Source organism: Streptomyces niveiscabiei (assembly GCF_001419795.1).
In the GTDB taxonomy this organism is placed as follows: domain Bacteria; phylum Actinomycetota; class Actinomycetes; order Streptomycetales; family Streptomycetaceae; genus Streptomyces; species Streptomyces niveiscabiei.
Genome location: NZ_LIRL01000895.1, coordinates 1 through 1,888 on the forward strand (window position 1 = coordinate 1; position 1,888 = coordinate 1,888).

At 75.5% G+C, this 1,888-nt stretch carries 1 protein-coding gene and 1 pseudogene; one reads left to right on the plus strand and one right to left on the minus strand.

Annotated features, from left to right (window positions below; genetic code table 11):
- Window positions 1–582, plus strand: a pseudogene (locus AOK24_RS36460) (hypothetical protein); the annotation flags it as partial.
- A 79-nt stretch (window positions 583–661) separates the two neighbouring features.
- Here the strand turns inward: AOK24_RS36460 and AOK24_RS36465 are convergent.
- A partial coding sequence (locus AOK24_RS36465) for a phytoene desaturase family protein (protein WP_055724245.1) occupies window positions 662–1,888 on the minus strand: 1,227 nt, incomplete at its 5' end.

The following is a 1,888-nucleotide window of genomic DNA, read 5'->3' on the forward strand; positions in this document are numbered from 1 at the left end:
CCGTACGAGGCCGCCGACCCCGCCCTCGACGCCGCGGCCACCGCCGCCTTCGAGCGCGCGACCGGCGGCTACGACGACGACTACGACCGCGACGACGTCTTCACCCCGGCCCGCCCCCTCCACCCGTCCGCCGACACCGTCTACGAGCCCCAGCCGATGCCGGACGAGACCGGCACGTACGGCGTCTACAGCGACACCGCGTACGCGGCGGCCAACGGCCAGGACCAGTACGCCGCCTACTACAACCAGCAGCAGGCGTACGGCTACGACACCACCGGCGAGCAGCAGCAGTACGCCGCCTACTCCGACCCGTACATCGGCACCCAGACCTACGGCACGGGCTCGTACGACACCACCGGCTACGACCAGCAGCAGTACGGCACCCAGCAGGGCTACACCCAGGACCAGTACGCCCAGCAGGGCTACACGGAGACCCCCGCCGGCGGCGTCTGGGTCCCCCAGCAGCGCAACACGGACGACCCGTCCTACGGCGACCTCCCCGCCGACCAGCAGTACTACCAGGACGGCCAGGGCCAGCAGCAGCACGGCAACGGGTACGACGAGCAGCAGTACCGTTTCTGAACCGCTGGGCGTGCCGTAGCCGATCCTGCCGGGAGCGCGCGCCTTGTGCCCCCGCCTTGTACTCCTGCCGCTCACCCCCTCACTGCGACCCCCTGAACTCCAGCCCCTCCACGATCAGGCCCGCCACCAGCGCCCCCGACATGCCCGCGTGCGGCAGCCCGCCGCCGGGGTGGGACCAGCCGCCCACGGTGAACAGGCCGGGGAGGGCGGTCGTGTTGGACGGGTGCAGCAGCCGGCCCTCCGCAGCGGCCAGCGCGGGGGGCGGAATCGAGCCACCTTCCGCGCCGGTCGCCGCCGCGACGTCCGCCGGGGTGCGCACCTCGCGCCACAGGAGCCGCTCCCGCAGGCCCGGTACGGCCCGTTCGGCCGCCGTCAGCATCGCCTCCGCCGCGGCCTCGTGATCCCCTCCGGCGCCGGCCGGGACCGTGGCCGTGACGACCATCGCCTCGTGCTCGGCGTCCGGGGTCAGGGCCGGGTCGTCCGGGCGCAGGACGGTGACCGTGGGGGAGGCCGGGGCCGCCGGCTCCGCCCCGAAGAGGGACGCCAACTCGGCCTCGCGGTCGGGCGTGTGGACGACGGTCAGATGCGGCGTGCCCTCGGGGCGAGCGCCACGCAGCGCGAGCAGCACCGTCAGCCGGCTCGGCAGCCCCCGCTGCGGCTGCACCTCGCCCTCCCCGCGCGCGGGGACACCGAGGAGGCCGGGAGCAGTGCCGGTGACGACGAAGTCGGCGTCCACGAGGGTGTTGCCGGGGGCGGCGCCGTCGGCCAGGGACTCCCGGGGGGCGCTGCCGGTCGGCGAGCCGTGTGCGGTGCTCCCGTCCGGCGAGTTCCGTGACGTGCTCTCCGTCACCTCCACCCCCGCGACCCGGCCGTCCTTCTCCACCACCCGGACGACCTCCGCGCCGAACACGAACTCCACCCGCCGCGCGAGGCACCGCTCGTACACCGCGCGGGCCAGTTCACGCAGGCCGCCCTGGACGTACCAGGTGCCGAACGCGTGCTCCATGTACGGCAGGACGGCCGCGCTCGCGGGCGCGGTGCGGGGGTCCAGGCCGTGCGCGAGGGCGTGGCTCTCCAGCAGCGCGGTGAGGCGCGCGTCGCGCAGCTCCCAGGCGCCGACCTCGGCGAGCGTGCCCGCCCTGCGCGTGCGCAGGAGCCGCTTGTGCGGGACCGACGGGTACGGCTCGCGCCCGGCCAGCACCTCCCAGTTCGGCCACAGGGGCTCCTCCAGCAACGGCCGCCGCGTACGGTCCCACGCCTCGCGCGCCCGCACGAGGAAGTCCCCCCACCGCGCGCCCGCCCCCGC